The organism is Caballeronia udeis (genome assembly GCF_044909315.1).
GTDB lineage: Bacteria > Pseudomonadota > Gammaproteobacteria > Burkholderiales > Burkholderiaceae > Caballeronia > Caballeronia udeis_A.
Genome location: NZ_JBIYEB010000010.1, coordinates 82,077 through 98,880, shown reverse-complemented (window position 1 = coordinate 98,880; position 16,804 = coordinate 82,077). Strand labels below are relative to the sequence as shown.

At 60.6% G+C, this 16,804-nt stretch carries 13 protein-coding genes; 11 read left to right on the top strand and 2 right to left on the bottom strand.

The genetic code is table 11. The features are described from left to right. Positions 1-83 precede the first annotated feature (83 nt). Positions 84-983 carry a DMT family transporter gene (locus ABH944_RS17825; RefSeq protein ID WP_404607870.1) on the top strand — a complete coding sequence of 300 codons (900 nt, stop codon included), beginning with the start codon at positions 84-86 and terminating at the stop codon, positions 981-983. Positions 984-1,261: 278 nt separating this feature from the next. Continuing rightward, a complete protein-coding gene (dapA, locus tag ABH944_RS17820; RefSeq protein ID WP_404607869.1) occupies positions 1,262-2,116 on the top strand; it encodes a 4-hydroxy-tetrahydrodipicolinate synthase in 855 nt (284 codons plus the stop codon). Between the two features lie 55 nt (positions 2,117-2,171). Here dapA and ABH944_RS17815 read toward each other — a convergent pair whose 3' ends face one another. Beyond that, the gene (locus ABH944_RS17815; RefSeq protein ID WP_404607867.1) at positions 2,172-2,975 is read right to left on the bottom strand and encodes a hypothetical protein; all 804 of its coding nucleotides are present in this window, start codon (positions 2,973-2,975) and stop codon (positions 2,172-2,174) included. Between the two features lie 329 nt (positions 2,976-3,304). On the opposite strand from ABH944_RS17815, the gene ABH944_RS17810 reads away from it, so the two are divergent. Further along, a complete protein-coding gene (locus tag ABH944_RS17810) occupies positions 3,305-4,453 on the top strand; it encodes a CaiB/BaiF CoA transferase family protein (protein WP_404607865.1) in 1,149 nt (382 codons plus the stop codon). A 44-nt stretch (positions 4,454-4,497) separates the two neighbouring features. On the opposite strand, the gene ABH944_RS17805 is transcribed toward ABH944_RS17810, so the two are convergent. Further along, positions 4,498-6,051 carry a sensor histidine kinase gene (locus tag ABH944_RS17805; RefSeq protein WP_404607864.1) on the bottom strand — a complete coding sequence of 518 codons (1,554 nt, stop codon included), beginning with the start codon at positions 6,049-6,051 and terminating at the stop codon, positions 4,498-4,500. A 257-nt stretch (positions 6,052-6,308) separates the two neighbouring features. On the opposite strand from ABH944_RS17805, the gene deoC reads away from it, so the two are divergent. From deoC to ABH944_RS17765, 8 genes are all read left to right on the top strand, one after another. Next, positions 6,309-7,322, top strand: coding sequence for a deoxyribose-phosphate aldolase (deoC, locus tag ABH944_RS17800; protein WP_404608112.1), 1,014 nt, complete (start codon positions 6,309-6,311; stop codon positions 7,320-7,322). A gap of 45 nt (positions 7,323-7,367) precedes the next feature. Then, positions 7,368-9,758 (top strand): aldehyde dehydrogenase family protein, encoded by a 2,391-nt coding sequence (locus ABH944_RS17795; protein WP_404607862.1) that lies wholly within the window; start codon positions 7,368-7,370, stop codon positions 9,756-9,758. Between the two features lie 109 nt (positions 9,759-9,867). Next, positions 9,868-10,341 carry an RbsD/FucU family protein gene (locus tag ABH944_RS17790; RefSeq protein ID WP_404607860.1) on the top strand — a complete coding sequence of 158 codons (474 nt, stop codon included), beginning with the start codon at positions 9,868-9,870 and terminating at the stop codon, positions 10,339-10,341. Next, on the top strand, positions 10,338-11,294 hold the full coding sequence (gene rbsK, locus ABH944_RS17785) for a ribokinase (protein WP_404607858.1): 957 nt from the start codon (positions 10,338-10,340) through the stop codon (positions 11,292-11,294). The genes ABH944_RS17790 and rbsK overlap by 4 nt, the downstream gene beginning before the upstream one ends. 16 nt (positions 11,295-11,310) lie before the next feature. Beyond that, a complete protein-coding gene (locus ABH944_RS17780; protein ID WP_404607857.1) occupies positions 11,311-12,345 on the top strand; it encodes an ABC transporter permease in 1,035 nt (344 codons plus the stop codon). A gap of 88 nt (positions 12,346-12,433) precedes the next feature. Next, complete coding sequence (locus ABH944_RS17775; RefSeq protein ID WP_404607855.1) at positions 12,434-13,438, top strand: substrate-binding domain-containing protein; 1,005 nt, start codon at positions 12,434-12,436, stop codon at positions 13,436-13,438. 78 nt (positions 13,439-13,516) lie between these two features. Then, positions 13,517-15,046, top strand: coding sequence for a sugar ABC transporter ATP-binding protein (locus tag ABH944_RS17770; protein WP_404607853.1), 1,530 nt, complete (start codon positions 13,517-13,519; stop codon positions 15,044-15,046). After that, positions 15,043-16,116, top strand: coding sequence for an ABC transporter permease (locus ABH944_RS17765; RefSeq protein WP_404607852.1), 1,074 nt, complete (start codon positions 15,043-15,045; stop codon positions 16,114-16,116). Before ABH944_RS17770 ends, ABH944_RS17765 begins: the two co-directional genes overlap by 4 nt. The last annotated feature ends 688 nt before the right edge of the window (positions 16,117-16,804 follow it).

Genomic DNA, 16,804 nt, shown 5'->3' with positions numbered 1-16,804 from the left:
CTCATTTTACACATGGAATCTCGCTTGGCAGCTCACTAAACTGACTAGACCGGTAGCACTGGCACTAGTTGAAAGGTGAGGCGATGAGTTCGAGAGAAACGCGCGTTGGCTGCGTGGAAATGACTGTAGCGATGCTGATATCCGGCACGGTCGGCTGGCTCGTCGTGTCGTCGCAGCAAACGCCGCTGAACGTGGTGTTCATTCGTTGTGTCTTCGGCGCGGCGACGCTCCTCGCGATCTGCGCGTTAAAAGGAATGCTGCGCAAAAGCTTGTTTTCCTGGCGCATGCTTGGACTGGTTGCGCTTGGCAGCGCCACGATTGTCGGCAACTGGGTCCTGTTGTTTGCGGCCTATTCGCGAGCCTCCATATCCATGGCGACTGCTGTCTATAACACCCAGCCGTTCATGCTCGTCCTGCTCGGCGCGGTGGTGTTTCGCGAGCGGATCACCTTGCGCACGATTCTCTGGCTGGGCATCGCGTTTTTGGGCCTCGTGCTGGTCGTGCGGGTGGAGCCTGCGGTGTTGGCCAGGCCCGGTGAATATCTGGAAGGTATTGGCTATGCGCTCGGCGCGGCATTTCTCTATGCGATCTGTTCCATCGTGACCAAGCAGCTCAAGGGAACGCCGCCCCACTTGATTGCGTTGTTGCACGTGGCGCTCGGTATCATCATGCTTGCGCCGTTTGTCGATTTCCGGAATCTGCCCGCAACCCCGAATCATTGGGCGGATCTTATCGTGCTTGGGGTGGTCAATACCGGCATCATGTATGTGCTGCTTTATGGCGCCATTCAGAAACTCCCCACTGCCATAACGGGAGCGTTGTCCTTCATCTATCCGGTTGTTGCGATCATTGTGGACCGGGTTGCGTTCGGACAGCGGTTAGGATGGCTACAGATTGCAGGCGCCGCGCTGATTCTGCTGGCGGCGGCTGGAACAACCTTGGGTTGGGAACTCATGCCACGGAAACGAGCGGCGTTCGAATAGACAAACATCAAGCGTTTTTCCTGGTCAACAAGCGCATCCCACGAGCCGTCACAGCGACTATCCGTCATGAACTCTCATCATGTATTTCCTCGCAGTGCATTCGATCACATCAATGTGATTCGATCGCTCGCGCACGTGGATTCGAAAAGCAAAAAGCCGTCGCTCATCTGACCGGAGCGCAGTTCCGTCAGGTGTGACGGAACTGACACGGCCGCTCGATCTCATCCCTGTTCTCCGACACCCTGACGGTTTTTATCGGTCAAACAGGAGAGTATGGAATGTCGATTTTTTCCGGTATCTGGATTCCGCTTGTCACGCCGTTTGAAAACGGACGAGTCGATCGCGACGCGCTGCGAAGTCTGGTGAGGTCTTACATTGAAGCCAGGGTAGCGGGGTTCGTTGCGCTGGGAACAACGGGTGAACCTTCGTCGCTCGATCACGCTGAGCAAGAACAGGTTCTTGCGACCATCCTGGATGAGGCGAAGACCGTTCCGGTCGTGGTAGGGCTGGCGGGCAATAACGCGGCGGAGCTTCGCGAGCGTGCGCTTCGCTTGAACGAGCTGCCGATTGCCGGTTTGCTGGTTCCCGCGCCTTATTATGTTCGACCGTCGCAGGCGGGTTTGACAAGCCACTTCACCACGCTTGCTGACATCAGCACGGTCCCTCTGATTGTCTATGACATTCCGTATCGGACGGGTGTGCGGCTGGAGCTCGCGACCTTGTTGACGCTTGCCGGTCATCCCAACATTCACGCCATCAAGGACTGCGCCGGATCGTTGGACACAACGCTTGCGCTGATCCTCGATGGACGGTTGTCAGTGCTGGCGGGTGAAGACCTGAATATTTTCAGCACGCTATGTCTTGGCGGGCATGGCGCAATCGCGGCAAGTGCGCATGTGCGCGCGGCCGACTTCGTTGCGGTCCATGACGCCATCAAGGAGGGGCGAATCGATGAAGGGCGTGCGCGGTTTCATCGGCTGGCGCCACTCATACAAGCACTCGTGTCCGAGCCCAATCCGGCGCCTGTGAAGTGTGCGCTCGAGGTGCTCGGAATGATTCGCCAGGAACTTCGTGCGATGACGCAAGCGACCGACAGGCTGCGCAACGAGCTTGACGTGTTGTTATCGAGCTAGGCGAAAATCAGCGCGGTGCCGGGCGCGTGAGATTCACACGCCAATTCCGCCGCGCTTATTTCACCAGGTGCAGTCCCTTCGACAGCACAATTCCCTTTTCGCGGTTGATCAGCCAGATGTCGCCGACGTTCGCGTAGAGCGTTGCCGTGCGTGTGGTGATGTCGGTGGGCTCCTCGTTGCTCGGGTCGGTATGGTCCTTGGTCTGCGTCAGATACGGCGGCACCACGCGACAGATCAACACGAGCGCGAGATCGCCGTCATCTTGCGAGAACGCCTCCGGCGACAGCACGAAGCGTCCATGCACCGTTGTTTTGTTGTGTCTGTTGACGGGATCCAGTTCGATGATGTCAATGTTCTGTATATAGCCCTTGGAGATTGCTTCGGCGGCCACCACCAGGTTTCGGCCACGCGGTCCGGTGATGCTCTTCTTGAGGACGATTGTGTTGGGGTGATCGCTGTCCGACAGATCCACGTCGACCGTCATCACGTGGACCTTCGACCGATAGCGGATTCCATCCGGTGCGGGCACGACGAACGCCAGGTCGCGGCCCAGCTTGGCATCCATCAATGCGGCGTCGTGCAAGGTTTTCGGCAAAGCATCGCCGATCAGATCTTCTACCCGATGCGTGAACGTGCGCGTCTTGCTATTGGTGAATTTGCGCGCCAGCGCGTCCCTCACGGCAGCGGGATCATCGCCGGTGAAACCCGGTGTCACCACGATGCTGACCGGCGTAACGTCCTCTGTCGGTCCGGACGCTGCGTTGGCACTCCCGGCGGGTTGAGCCTGTGCTGTTGCGCACAGGCAAAGAAGAGCACAAGCGGCGCTGACGCTCGCTTGTTGGATTTTCTGAAGACTCACTAGCAGACTCCCATGGACATGATCGCGGACCGCCTGGTCTTCGTGCTGCACTAGCAGCATTCGAGTCGATTCATTGCAATTCAATTCTATTCAATGCTACCCGGCTAGAAAAGATAAATGGGGACATTGGCGTGAGGATGTATTAAACGTAAGGTGGAGGCGCTTGGGTCCGCTGATGTAGAGTTTCCAGAATTGAAGAGCAACTGGAATTCAGCCACTTAAGAGAAACGCGGCTCTCGCACACTCTTTCCGCCAGGGAAAACCAATATGAAGTCTCCAGCAATTCATGCGTTGCCGGCCCCGGATTGTTTATCGCATGGGACGTTGCGATGAGCGGGCCGCTCAACGGAATTCGTATGGTCGAGATGGTCGGGCTCGGACCGTGCCCGTTCGCCGCCATGATGCTCGCCGACATGGGCGCGGAAGTGATCCGCATAGATCGTCAGCCTACCGGCGGCGCTACGCCGTATCCCATGCAAGGCACGAAATTCGATGTAATGGCGCGCGGGCGCCGCTCGCTCGCGCTGGACCTCAAGCAGCCGGAAGGACGTGAGCTGGCGCTGCATCTTGTTGCCCAGGCCGACGCGCTGATCGAAGGTTTTCGCCCTGGCGTGATGGAGCGGCTTGGCCTTGGGCCGGACGTGTGCATGGCGCGCAATCCGAAGCTTGTGTACGGCCGTGTCACGGGCTGGGGGCAGGATGGTCCGCTTGCCAATGCTGCCGGGCACGATCTGAATTACATCGCGATGAGCGGGATGTTGCACGAGATTGGCCGTAGCGATGCGCCGCCGGTGCCGCCGCTGAATCTGGTTGGCGACTTTGGCGGTGGCGGCATGATGCTCGCCTTCGGCGTGTTGTGTGCGCTGCTGGAAGCGCGCGGATCGGGCAAGGGGCAGGTGATCGATGCCGCGATGGTCGAAGGCTCCGCGCTGTTGGGGGCGATGATCTACGGCTATAAGGCGTTTGGTGCATGGGCGGGTGAGCGAGGCTCGAGCATGCTTGCCGGCGGCGCGCATTTCTACAGTACCTATGCGTGCGCAGATTGCAAATTTGTGTCGGTCGGGGCGATCGAACCGCAGTTCTATGCTTTGCTGCTGAAGCTTTGCGGTATCGACGATGCAACCTTCAACACGCAGATGGACCGCGAGCAATGGCCGTCGCTGAAAACGAAAATAGCGGCCATCTTCGCAACGAAACCGCGGCAGGCGTGGTGTGAATTGATGGAAGGCACGGATGTCTGCTTTGCGCCTGTTCTCGACATGAACGAAGCACCGGAGCATGTGCATAACCGGGCGCGGGGAACGTTCATTGATGTGGACGGGGTGACGCAACCGGGTCCGGCGCCGCGCTTTAGCCGTACGGTGCCGGAAGTGAGTTCGCCGCCCGCGAGTCCGGGGCAGGACAACGACGCGATCCTGCGGGACTGGAACGTGCCGGGCGAGTTGATTGAGAAGTTGCGGGAGAAGAAGGGGGTTTAAGGGGGCTACATTCCATTCAAGCGCGAGCGCCTTGACAAGTACCTTCACCCCGCCGGAAACCTCACCAGGATCCGGCTGAACGGCACCGACCTGTCGACGGTCACCGAACCCGTACCTTTACCCGCATAGGTAGTCACAAGCCGCATGCCAAGCCCCGTGCCCTGTGGTTTCGGGAAGTCGATGGGGAAGCCGTCTCCCTCGTCTTCCACGCTCAACAGCACGACATCGCCGGATCGTTCCAGTTTCACGCGCACCGTTCCGCGTCCGTACTTCAGCGCATTGGTCACGAGTTCCGCCGTCACGAGGCCGAGCGGCGCGAGCCGCGCGGCGGGCAGCACGATCGACTCCCCTTCCAGCGATATTTCCCGCCCCGCCGCCAGTTCAGCCAGATCGGCCGTCAGGCCCCGCAGGTAACTGGTCGCGTCGGTTGCCTCCGCGCCGTCGTCCTGGTAGAGCCGGTGATGCACCGAGCCCACCGTGCGCACGCGCGTGGCTGCCGCCTGCAAATGCGTGGCGACCGATTTGTCCCCGGCAAGATTCGCCTGCAGCGCGAGCAGCGTCTGCACAAGCTGAAGACTGTTGCGAACCCGGTGGTGAACCTCTTTCATCATCAGCGCCGAATTGCCGAGCTGCGTTTCCTGGCTCAACACGAGCGCGGCAAGTTTCTCCTCGTTCTCGTGCCGCTCGGTGACGTCGCGCATGGTGAGCACGACGCGCTTCACACGTTCGTCGGCATCGAGAATAGGCGCCACCGATACATCCCACCAGCGGGCGTCGCCGACACGGGTCGGACAAGGGCCTTCGAAGCGGACCGGTTCGCCGCGAGCGGATTTCGCCAGTGCATGCTCGACTTTCGGGCGTTGATCGTCAGGCCACAGGTCCACGCAATGCGTACCGCCCACGTCCCCGAAGTCGTCGATGCTCAGCGCCACCAGCCCGTTATCGTTCATGAATTCGATAGCGCCATCCAACGACAGCACCTGGATGCAGTCCGTGCTCGCGTTCAGCACGCTGGTGGAGAACAGTTCGTCAGCGCCGGTCTGCGACTCGGCGGCGAGCCGCTCACGGCTCATGGAGATGACGTTCGCGATCGCTTCCAGGAAAACGATGTCTGTTTCGCTGAAGTCTTCGTCGTCGGAGCTATCGGCTTCGAGCACGCCGAAGGTTTCGGGAATGCCGCGAATGGGGACGTTGATGGCGCGCTTGATGCCGTGCCGCGCCAGCAAATCGGGCGTGCGGAAACGATGCTCGGTACCCAGGTGATTCGACAACACTGGTCGGCCGCTGACGAATGCGTGGCCGGCGGGGCTGGCGTCGTCGGCGCCAAGTTCCGTGGTGCCGATGTCCGCGGGGTCCCAGCCGACGCCAGCTTCCAGCACGAAGGTTTCGCTTTCAGGCTGATAGCGGAGCACCTTGGCGAAGCGCGAGTGCAGTCCAGCCGATACGGCCTTGCAGGCTTCGTCGAGAAGCACGTTCGCGCTGTGTACGCGCAGCACCGACGTCGCGAATTGCACGGCGATCTCGTGCTGCAGGCGCAGCCGGCTTACCGACCGTTCGACAGCACTGCGGATCGTTTCTTCGGGTGGCAATGCATCCATCGGGTTCTCCTTGACCGCAGTGTCGCCTATGCTTTCGTCCGGCGATTCATGCTTAAAGGTCAATTCTAACCGTGGAGATTAAAAGGCCACAGATTTGAACGGGGCATTCGCCAGCACCGCTGCCGCCCCCAACGCCCGCGCAAGGTGTGAGCCACCTCTCTCGGTATAATCCCGAATGTTATAATCATAACAACAAGGTGTTAGAATAATCCATCGATTAACCGGAAAATGTTGTGCGCTGCACAACCGGCCATCTCATGCTCGATGTTGCTTCCCAACCTGTTGTCGCCTTGCGCGCCAAACCGCTCTCCCATCATGAGTTACAGCAGCGAAACCCAGGCGTCCCGCTGGATCTCTCGTGGCTTGACACCCTGCGCGTCAACCAGTCAGCGGTGGCCCGGCGAGTCAGCACGCTGGGCACGCGGCGCGCGGTTAAAAAGGACGCACAAGCTGCGTGGCTGCTGAAGGCCATCACGTGCATCGACCTGACCACTCTCAACGGCGACGACACCGCCGCACGCGTCGAACGCCTGTGCGCCAAAGCACGCCGGCCAATTCGTGACGACCTGCTGGAGTCGCTGGGCATGCCGCCCGGCTCGATCAAGACCGGCGCCGTGTGCGTGTATCACCGCTTTGTCGGCACGGCCGTTGCCGCGCTTGCCGGTAGCGGCATCCCGGTCGCGGCCGTCTCCACGGGCTTTCCTGCGGGCCTGATCCCGCATCCGCTGAAGTTGAAGGAGATCGAGGCGTCGGTGAAAGACGGCGCGGCGGAAATCGATATTGTCGTCACGCGCGAACACGTGCTCACCGGCAACTGGCAAGCGCTCTACGACGAAATGCGCGACTTTCGCGCGGCGTGCGGCCCGGCGCATATCAAGGCGATTCTTGCGACCGGCGACATCCGCACGCTCTCGAACATTGCCAAGGCATCCATGGTTTGCATGATGGCGGGCGCCGATTTCATCAAGACATCCACCGGCAAGGAAGGCGTCAACGCCACGCTCGATGTTTCGCTCGTGATGGTGCGCATGATCCGCGACTACCTGGAACGGACGGGCGTGATGATCGGCTTCAAACCGGCCGGCGGCGTGTCCACCGCCAAGTCGGTGCTCGAATACCAGATCCTGATGAAGGAGGAGCTTGGCCGCGAATGGCTCGAACCGGAGTTGTTCCGCATAGGTGCGTCGAGTCTGCTCGCCGACATCGAACGGCAACTCGAGCATCACGTCACCGGCCGCTATTCGGCTTTCCATCGTCATCCGGTTGCCTGACGGTTGCCTGAGCCCGCACCGCATCATCTCTTACACGAACTCCCAATGAGCGTAGCCGACTACTTCACCTCGATGGATTACGGACCTGCACCGGAAGACGACGGCGCCGCGCGCGCCTGGCTGGATCAACACGCGACCGGCTTTGGCCATTTCATCGACGGCGCCTTTCGCGCGCCGCTGGCGGGTGAGCAATTCGACTCGCTGGAACCCGCGACCGGGCGCGTGATCGCGAGCATCGCGCAGGGCGGCCAGGCGGATATCGACGCAGCGGTTGACGCCGCGCATCGTGCGCTGCCTGCATGGCAAGCGCTTGGCGGCGCGGGTCGCGCACGGCATCTGTACGCGCTTTCGCGGATGGTGCAGCGGCATGCGCGCCTCTTCGCCGTGCTCGAATCGCTGGATAACGGCAAGCCGATCCGCGAGTCGCGCGACATCGACATCCCTCTTGTGGCACGGCATTTTCTGCATCACGCGGGTTGGGCTCAGTTGCAGGATCGGGAGTTTGCCGACTGGGCGCCGCTGGGTGTCATCGGCCAGATCGTGCCGTGGAATTTTCCGCTGCTGATGCTTTCGTGGAAGATCGCACCGGCACTCGCGCTGGGCAATTGCGTGGTGCTGAAGCCCGCCGAATACACGCCGCTGACTGCGTTGTTGTTCGCTGAATTGGCAGCGCGTGCAGGCTTGCCCGCAGGCGTGCTGAACGTGGTCACCGGTGACGGCCGCACGGGCGCTGCGCTCGTCGAACATCCGCGCGTGGCGAAGATTGCGTTCACCGGATCGACGGAAGTGGGCCGGCAGATTCGCGTGGCGACCGCAGGCTCGGGCAAGTCGCTTACGCTTGAACTCGGCGGCAAGTCGCCGTTTATCGTATTCGACGACGCCGATCTCGACAGCGCGGTCGAAGGTGTCGTTGATGCGATCTGGTTCAACCAGGGCCAGGTCTGCTGCGCCGGTTCGCGGTTGCTGGTGCAGGAAGGCGTGGAGCAACGCTTCATCGATAAATTGAAACGCCGCATGGACACGCTGCGCGTTGGGCCGTCGCTTGACAAGGGCATCGATCTGGGCGCGATCGTGGACACCGTTCAGCTTGAGCGCATTCGTTCGCTCGTTGAGCGCGGCGTGCAGGAAGGCTGCGAGATTCACCAGCCCAAAGGGCTTCGGATGCCCGAGCAAGGCGCGTTTTATCCGCCCACCCTGGTGTCGAATGTCGCGCCCGCATCCACGCTTGCACAAGAAGAAATCTTCGGGCCGGTGCTGGTGACAATGAACTTTCGAACGCCCGATGAAGCGGTCGCGCTGGCCAATCATTCACGTTATGGACTTGCTGCAAGCGTGTGGAGCGAGACCATTGGCCGTGCGCTGGATATTGCGCCGCGCCTGCAATGCGGTGTGGTCTGGATCAACGCCACCAATCTCTTCGATGCCGGTGTCGGCTTCGGCGGGTATCGTGAATCGGGCTTTGGCCGTGAAGGCGGACGCGAGGGGATTTACGAGTACCTGAAGCCGCACGCGTGGACTAAGCTGGCCGTTCGTTCCGGGCCTTCCGAGCGGATTGCGCAGCCTTCCGCTTTCGAAGCCGATACCAACGTCAGCGCGCTCGACCGTACTGCGAAGCTGTTTATCGGCGGCAAGCAGGTTCGTCCGGACAGTGGTTACTCGCGGCTTGTGCATGGGCCGTCGGGGGCGATCGTTGGTGAGGTGGGCGAGGGCAATCGCAAAGACGTGCGCAACGCGGTCGCCGCTGCGCGCAGCGCTGAAAAATGGTCGCAAGCCAGCACGCATAACCGCGCCCAGGTACTGTATTACCTCGCGGAAAACCTGTCGGCGCGTGCGGATGAATTCGCAAGGCAACTCGTGGCGCGAACCGGCGTGTCCGCCGCCGATGCCGAGCGCGAAGTCGAAGCATCCATCACGCGTTTGTTCACGTACGGCGCGTGGGCCGACAAGTTCGATGGTGCTGTGCATTCGCCGCCGCTAAGAGGCGTTGCGCTGGCGATGCACGAACCGCTCGGCGTGATCGGCGTGGTGTGCCCGGACGAAGCGCCCCTGCTTGGCCTCGTTTCGCTGATCGCACCTGCGCTCGCGCTGGGCAATCGCGTGGTCGCCGTGCCGAGCGAAACGTGCCCGCTGATGGCGACCGATTTTTATCAGGTGGTCGAGACGTCGGATGTGCCGGCGGGTGCGTTGAATATTGTCACCGGCGAGCGTAAGGCGCTGGCGTCGACCCTGGCGAAACACGACGATCTCGACGCGTTGTGGTGCTTCGGCGGCGCGGGCTTATCGACGCTGGCCGAACGTGAGTCGGTGGGCAACCTGAAGCGCACGTTCGTGGATCATGGCCGCGTGTTCGACTGGTTCGATGCCGCAAGCGAAGGCCTGCCGTTCCTGCGTCAGGCCGTGCAAGTGAAGAACATCTGGATCCCGTACGGCGACTGAACGTCATTAATGAACCTCACAAACGGACGCAAGAACGCTGGGTTCAAAATAGAATCATGAGCGATGACCTCGCAACACAGCGAGGCACGCTCAACCTGAAGGAGACGTAATGCTGAAGAATCTCGATCCGCTGCTGAACGCCGACATCCTGCACGCGCTGTGCGCAATGGGGCACGGCGATGAAGTCGTGATTTGCGACGCCAATTTCCCCGCCGACTCCGTCGCGCGCCAAACGGTGCTTGGCCATGTGCTCCGGCTCGACGGCGTGAATGCGCCGCGTGCGATCCGCGCGGTGTTGTCGGTGTTGCCGCTGGACAGTTTCGTCGATCATCCCGCCGAGCGCATGGAAGTGGTCGGCGACGCCAACGCGCTCCCTGCCGTGCAGCGCGAGGCGCAGACCGAAGTGGATGCCGCCGAAGGGCGCGCGACGCCCTTTGCTTCCATCGAACGTTTTGCGTTTTATGAGCGCGCCAAGCAAGCGTATTGCGTGATCGCTACCGGCGAAGCGCGTGGATATGGCTGCTTCATCTTCAAGAAGGGCGTGAACCTTGCGCCCGATGCACCGTCGGAGAGCACGCGATGAACCGCAGCATCGTCATCCTCGGCATCTACGTGACGGACCTCACGTTCCGCGCCGAGCGCATGCCGCTGCTTGGCGAGACCATCGCCGGATCCGCGTTTGCGATGGGACCGGGCGGCAAGGGGTCGAACCAGGCCGTGGCCGCAGCACGCGCTGGTGCCGACGTGATCTTCTGCACGCGCCTCGGCGCCGATGCGTTCGGCGACATCGCGCGCTCGACGTGGGCCGCCGAAGGCATCACGGGGCGGGCAATCACGACCGATGGCGTGGCAACAGGCGCCGCGCACATCTTTGTTGACGACGTCACGGGCGGCAACGCGATTATCGTTGCAGCGGGTGCTGCCGGACACTTGTGCCCCGAAGACGTTGAAGCAATCGAAGCCGATATTGCATCCGCCGCCGTGTTCGTCACGCAGCTTGAACAACCCGTTCCTGCCGCGCGGCGCGGACTCGAACTTGCGCGTCGCCACGGCGTGACGACCGTGTTCAATCCAGCGCCTGCGCTACCGCTCGACGACGACATCTTTCCCCTTTGCGACTACATCACGCCGAACGAAACCGAAGCAACGGCGCTGACGGGTATCGCCATTGCGTCCGTCGATGACGCTCGCCGCGCCGCCGACGTCCTGCTCGGAAAGGGCGTGCGCGCGGTGATCGTGACGCTGGGCGAAGCGGGCGCGTTGCTGCATACGCGGGAACAATCGGTGCTCGTGCCAGCATTCAATTGCGGTCGCGTGGTCGAGACCGCAGGCGCGGGCGACGGCTTCACCGGCGGCTTCGCCGCGGCGCTTGCGCGCGGCGAAAGCCCGTTGAACGCCGTGCGTTTCGGCTGTGCGCTGGCAAGCTTGTCGGTCACGCGTCCCGGCACCGCGCCGTCGATGCCGACGCTGGCCGAGATCGAAGTGTTGCTTGGCGGACCTGTGAAGTCCGGCAGCGTGTTGATCCACCAATCCTGAACGGAGGAGCGCATCGATGAACCCATCGAAATGGCTCGCCGACCGGCAACTGAATTTCCTGGTCGGCGTGAACCTGCTGGTCGTGATTGTCGCGACCGCGTTGTCGCATGGCCAGTTCGTCGATATCGACAACCTCCAGTCCATGGGCAGCCAGTTGCCCGAACTGGGACTGCTCGCGCTCGGCATCATGCTCTCGATGGTGTCGGGTAATGGCGGTATCGACTTGTCCGGCGTCGCGCTCGCGAACCTCTCGGGCATGGTGGCCGCGCAACTCCTGCCCATGCTCGTTTCCGCCGATAACTCGCCGTCGCTCTATACCGCTGTGTTCTGCGTGATCACCGTGACGCTGGGTGCAATGGGCGGTTTGATGAACGGCGTGATCATCGCGCGATTGAAACTCACGCCGATTCTCTGCACGCTTGGAACATCGCTGCTGTTTACCGGCATTGCCGTGGTGTTGAGCAACGGTGCGTCGGTGCGGGTGGAATATGTCGATGCCCTCTCCGACATCGGCAACGGCACCTTCCTGCAAGTGCCTGTCTCGCTGTGGATTTTCGTGGTCACGGTGTTGCTGCTCGGCTGGATCCTGAAGCGCACGCCCTTCGGATTGCGGCTTTACCTGATGGGTACGAATCCGAAAGCCGCGTTCTATGCCGGCATTCCGCGTGACCGCATGCTGATTCTGACCTATGGCATGTGCGGCGTGCTTGCGTCGCTCGCCGGGCTGATCAGCGCGACACATACGTCGAGCGCCAAGTGGGACTACGGCAACTCGTACTTGCTGATCGCTATCCTGATTGCGGTGATGGGCGGCGTGAATCCGGCGGGCGGTTATGGCCGGATCATCTGTGTTTTCCTGGCCGCGACCGTACTCCAGTTCCTGTCGAGCCTGTTCAATCTGCTCGGCGTCTCGCAGTTCTTCGGCGACTGCGCGTGGGGCTTCCTGTTGCTCGCGTCGCTGGCGCTGGCGGGCGGGGAACGCGTACGGGCGATCTTTGGCCTGGGCGGCGCAACACCCGTTTCAAAGGCGCCGAAACCGCCAGCGGCGTAGTCGGACAAACAAGCGAATAAACGAGCTTTGCCAGGTTTCAAAACTTCACCTCATGTGCATCACAGACAAACCATAACGGAGACAACGCATGAAACTCAATCGAATCGCCATTGCGCTTACAGCAGTCACGCTTGCGGCCGGAGTCATTGCTGTCGCGCAAGCCGCGACCGATCAAACGATCGTCACGGTGGTCAAGGTCACGGGTATCAACTGGTTCAACCGGATGGACGATGGCGTGAAGGAATTCGCCAAGGACAACCCTGGCGTGAACGCGTATCAGACCGGACCGGGACGCGCGGACGCGGCGCAGCAACTGAAGATCATCGAAGACCTGATTGCGAAGAAAGTCACGGCGATCGCAGTCGTTCCCTACGATCCGCCGACCCTCGAACCCGCGCTCAAGAAGGCGATGGATCGCGGCATCAAGGTCGTCACGCATGAAGCGGACAACGAGAAGAACACGATGGTGGACATCGAAGCCTTCGACAACACCGCGTATGGTGCCGGCCTGAACGAGCGGCTTGCCAAGTGCATGGGTGACCAGGGCAAATGGGCGGTGCTGGTGGGCTCGCTCGGCAGCCGTTCGCAGGTTCAGTGGGCGGATGGCGGCATTGGCAATGCGAAGCAGAAGTACCCGAAGATGGATCTGGTCGAGCCGAAGCTTGAAACCAATAACGACGGCGAACGTGCTTACCAGGTCGCGAAGGAAGTGCTGCGCAAGCACCCGGACCTGACTGGTTTCCAAGGGTCGTCGTCGCTGGACGTGATTGGTATCGGCCGTGCGGTGGAAGAGGCTGGCAAGATCGGCAAGATCTGCGTGTACGGCACGGGACTGCCGACCGAAGCGGGCAAGTTCCTGGAGAGCGGCGCGATCAACGGCATTGCGTTCTGGGACCCGAAGCTCGCCGGTATCGCGATGAACAAGATTGCGAAAATGCTGATCGACGGCAAGACGGTTGAGAACGGTGCCGACCTGGGACTCGTTGGCTATAACAAGGTTACGGTCACCAAGGGTCCGGGCAAAGGGATCATTGTGCGCGGCACCGGTTGGGTGGACGTCGACAAGACCAACTACAAGCAGTATCCGTTCTGATTGCTGTAGCTGATGCAGTGAAGCGCGCACGGCTGCCGTGCGCGCTGTCTTCAGGAAGTTGAAAGGGTGGAAGGTTCAATGATGAGTACAGCGCCGCTTCTCGAAGTCGTCGATATCCACAAGCGCTTTACCGGCGTATATGCGCTGCGTGGTGTGAGCCTTTCGTTCCAGCGTGGGCAGATTTATCACCTGCTCGGCGAGAACGGTTGCGGCAAGAGCACGCTGATCAAGATCATTTCCGGTGCGCAGCCGCCCGATCAGGGCGAGCTTGTGATCGAAGGGGTAAGGCATGCGCGGCTTGCACCGCTGGAGGCGTTGTCGGCGGGTATTGAAACGGTGTATCAGGACCTCTCGCTGCTGCCCAACATGAGCGTGGCGGAGAACGTGGCGTTGACGTCGGAACTGGCCGCGCATGCAGGGCGCCTTGCGCGGACCTTCGATCGCCGCGCGCTGGCTAAAACGGCGGCGCGTGCTTTGGAAGCGGTTGGTTTGCCGGGCGACGCCGATTTCCAGGCCACGCTGGTCGAGCAATTGCCGCTGGCGACGCGTCAGCTTGTGGCTATCGCGCGAGCGATTGCAAGCGAGGCAAAGTTCGTCATCATGGATGAGCCGACTACGTCGCTCACGCAAAAGGAAGTCGATAACCTGATCGCGGTGCTGGCGAAGTTGCGTGCCGATGGCGTTGCCGTGCTGTTCGTGAGTCACAAGCTGGACGAGTGCTACGCGATCGGCGGCGAGGTGATTGTGCTGCGCGATGGCCAGAAGATGGCGCAAGGGCCGATCGAGAATTATACGAAGGCGCAGATTGGCGAGTTGATGACGGGCAAGCAGTTGTCGAACGAGCGATATCGGCAGGCTGAAGTCATGGATGGCCACGAGATCGTGCTGGATGTGAAGGCGTTATCGCGGTCGCGCCAGTTCGCCGATGTCACGTTCTCGCTGCATCGCGGAGAGATTCTCGGCGTGACGGGTTTGCTCGACTCGGGGCGCAACGAATTGGCGCGCGCATTGGCAGGTGTCGCGCCTGCGGATAGCGGTACGGTGACGCTGGACGGTTCTGTCGTGAGGCTTAAAACACCGTCCGATGCGAAGTGGCAGCGCATAGGCTATGTGCCCGAAGACCGCCTGAACGAAGGCCTTTTCCTCGATAAATCCATTCGCGACAATGTCATCACGGCGATGATCTCGAGCTTGCGGGACCGCTTCGGACAGGTCGACCGAAAGCGCACACGTGAGCTTGCCGAGCGTACCGTGAAGGAGTTGCAGATTGCGACGCCTGACATTGACAAGCCGGTGCAATCGCTTTCCGGCGGAAACCAGCAACGCGTGTTGATCGGCCGATGGCTTGCTATTGACCCGCGTGTGTTGATCCTGCACGGCCCGACGGTGGGCGTGGATGTGGGATCGAAGGACATTATTTACCGCATCATGCAGCGGCTGGCGGAGCAGGGCATCGGCATTATTCTGATCAGCGATGACTTGCCTGAGTTGCTGCAGAACTGCGACCGGATCCTGATGATGAAGAAGGGGCGCGTCTCGAACGAGTATCGTGCGGGGCAGTTGACTGAAGCCGATCTTTATCACGCTTTACTTTCAGAGGCAGCATGAGCGAGTCACTTCATCGCGTTGCTCAGACATCGCAAGGCGCTTCAGCGCTAAGTCCCGCGTTGGCGGAGTTTGCGCCGCAGGTACAGCCGCTCAGTTTTACCGCGCGGTTGGTGCGTAATCCTGAATGGTTCACCGTCGGGTTGATTATCGTGACGTGTCTGGTGGTGGGCACGCTGAATCCGCGCTTCTTCCAGTTCGCAACGCTCTTCGATCTGTTGCATTCAGGGACGACCGTGTCGTTGTTTGCGCTGGGGACGCTGGTCGTGCTGGCATCGGGCGGTATTGACGTGTCCTTCACTGCCATTGCTGCTTTTACGATGTATTCGATCACTAAGGCGGTATTTGCCTGGTGGCCTGATGCGCCGTTTTTTGTGATTCTGGTTTGTGGCGCAGTGGGCGGCGTGTTGCTTGGGTTGATCAATGGCGTGCTGGTGCATCGGCTCAAAGCGCCTTCGCTGATTGTGACCATTGGCACGCAGTATCTGTATCGCGGGTTGTTGCTGACGTTCGTGGGAACGCAGTTTTTCATGAATATCCCGCATAGCATGGATAGCTTCGGGCAGTTGCCGCTGTTTTTCTACCACACGAACGATGGGTTGCGAGCGGTGTTGCCGGTGTCTGTGATTGCGCTGTTTATAGCGACGGGTCTGACGTGGTGGCTGCTCAACCGGACGATGATGGGGCGGGGTGTGTATGCCATGGGCGGCAGTTTGCCGATCGCCGAGCGGCTTGGTTACAACCTGCGGGCTATTCATTTGTTTGTGTTTGGTTACACCGGGATGCTGGCGGGGATTGCCGGGATAATCCATGTATCGACAAACCGGCTGGCGAATCCGTTCGATCTGGTCGGGACTGAGCTGGATGTGATCGCGGCGGTGATTCTTGGCGGGGCCCGGATTACCGGCGGGACAGGGACGGTGGTGGGGACGTTGTTGGGCGTGGTGCTGGTTACGCTGATCAACAGCGTCTTGATCCTGATCGGCGTGCCCAGTACCTGGCAGAAGGTGATTATCGGGGCGTTTATTCTGGTGGCGGGGACGTTGTTCGCGTTGGGGAGAAGGGCGGCGTAGGAAAGGGGATACGTTCGCACTTGGTCGGGGTCTATGCCGGGTTGCTGCTTTCGGCCTTAGCGGTCTGCGAGAGTCGGATATTCTCTTTATCACTATTAGCCACTGCGCGTGGCGGCGCGTCATTTCTTTGTCCAAAGCGACAAAGAAACGAAGCAAAGAAAACGCTTTAACCGCTCTACCCTAAGTGTCCACAGCGTGCAGTTCCAATTCATGGGTGCCCCAAAAGCACGGTGCTCGCTAGAGCCACGGATGTTTGAACCCCTCTTTCTCGCGAATACTGACATGAACACGCTTCGCCACCAGTGCTCTCGGGCAAGCACGAGTTGCCAAGGAACCACCACGGCCTCACGCATTTTTACGGCCTCATTTCCTGGTGGGTTGGCGACGTGGTTCGACGTGCGTACAAATTCGGTGGAAGGTTGTCCGCGGATAGCGCGGGGTGTCCCTTGGGCAGGTTCAATCACTGGTGGCGAAGCGTGTGGGTATCCGTGTTCGGAGAAGGAGGGTTTCACACATCCGTGGCTCTGGCGAGCACCGTGCTTTTGGAGCACCTATGAATCAAAACTGCACGCTGTGGACACTTAGGGTAGCGTGGTTTGAAAGCGTTTTCTTTGCTTCGTTTCTTTGTCGCTTTGGACAAAGAAATGACGTGCCGCCACGCACAGTGGCTAATAGTGATAAAGAGAAT

Excerpts from the sequence above, each read along its gene's own strand:
- ABH944_RS17825 (WP_404607870.1), top strand. The coding sequence starts at position 84 with ATGAGTTCGAGAGAAACGCGCGTTGGCTGCGTGGAAATGACTGTAGCG.
- dapA (WP_404607869.1), top strand. The coding sequence starts at position 1,262 with ATGTCGATTTTTTCCGGTATCTGGATTCCGCTTGTCACGCCGTTTGAA.
- ABH944_RS17810 (WP_404607865.1), top strand. The coding sequence starts at position 3,305 with ATGAGCGGGCCGCTCAACGGAATTCGTATGGTCGAGATGGTCGGGCTC.
- ABH944_RS17805 (WP_404607864.1), bottom strand. The coding sequence starts at position 6,051 with ATGGATGCATTGCCACCCGAAGAAACGATCCGCAGTGCTGTCGAACGG.
- deoC (WP_404608112.1), top strand. The coding sequence starts at position 6,309 with ATGCTCGATGTTGCTTCCCAACCTGTTGTCGCCTTGCGCGCCAAACCG.
- ABH944_RS17795 (WP_404607862.1), top strand. The coding sequence starts at position 7,368 with ATGAGCGTAGCCGACTACTTCACCTCGATGGATTACGGACCTGCACCG.
- ABH944_RS17790 (WP_404607860.1), top strand. The coding sequence starts at position 9,868 with ATGCTGAAGAATCTCGATCCGCTGCTGAACGCCGACATCCTGCACGCG.
- rbsK (WP_404607858.1), top strand. The coding sequence starts at position 10,338 with ATGAACCGCAGCATCGTCATCCTCGGCATCTACGTGACGGACCTCACG.
- ABH944_RS17780 (WP_404607857.1), top strand. The coding sequence starts at position 11,311 with ATGAACCCATCGAAATGGCTCGCCGACCGGCAACTGAATTTCCTGGTC.
- ABH944_RS17775 (WP_404607855.1), top strand. The coding sequence starts at position 12,434 with ATGAAACTCAATCGAATCGCCATTGCGCTTACAGCAGTCACGCTTGCG.
- ABH944_RS17770 (WP_404607853.1), top strand. The coding sequence starts at position 13,517 with ATGATGAGTACAGCGCCGCTTCTCGAAGTCGTCGATATCCACAAGCGC.
- ABH944_RS17765 (WP_404607852.1), top strand. The coding sequence starts at position 15,043 with ATGAGCGAGTCACTTCATCGCGTTGCTCAGACATCGCAAGGCGCTTCA.